This window comes from Shewanella sp. T24-MNA-CIBAN-0130 (genome assembly GCF_040310185.1).
Taxonomy (GTDB): Bacteria; Pseudomonadota; Gammaproteobacteria; order Enterobacterales; family Shewanellaceae; genus Shewanella; species Shewanella psychromarinicola.
Window position 1 is genome coordinate 1 of sequence record NZ_JBEOPP010000431.1, and the last position, 254, is coordinate 254.

The following is a 254-nucleotide window of genomic DNA, read 5'->3' on the forward strand; positions in this document are numbered from 1 at the left end:
GTGCTTACTAAGCAGCAAGGCGGTAAAATTATGCTCGCTGATATTCTCAAGCCCATTACCACTAAAGGTAATCGTTTAGGTTTACTGCGTTTGGCTTTGTACCAAATGGGTGCGGGTATTTTAATGGCATTATTAGCAAACGGTTTATTTGCCGATGCAATTGCGGTTATGGCGCAGCCAGATTTAGATCCTAATATGGCAATTAGCCAAATGTTAGAGAGTATTTCTATGGCAAGCGTGGTGCTATTTTTATT

The 254-nt window shown here is 40.6% G+C and carries 1 pseudogene; it reads left to right on the forward strand.

From position 1 onward, the window contains the following. Positions 1 to 254: pseudogene (locus AAEZ02_RS22995) on the forward strand (BPSS1780 family membrane protein); the annotation flags it as partial.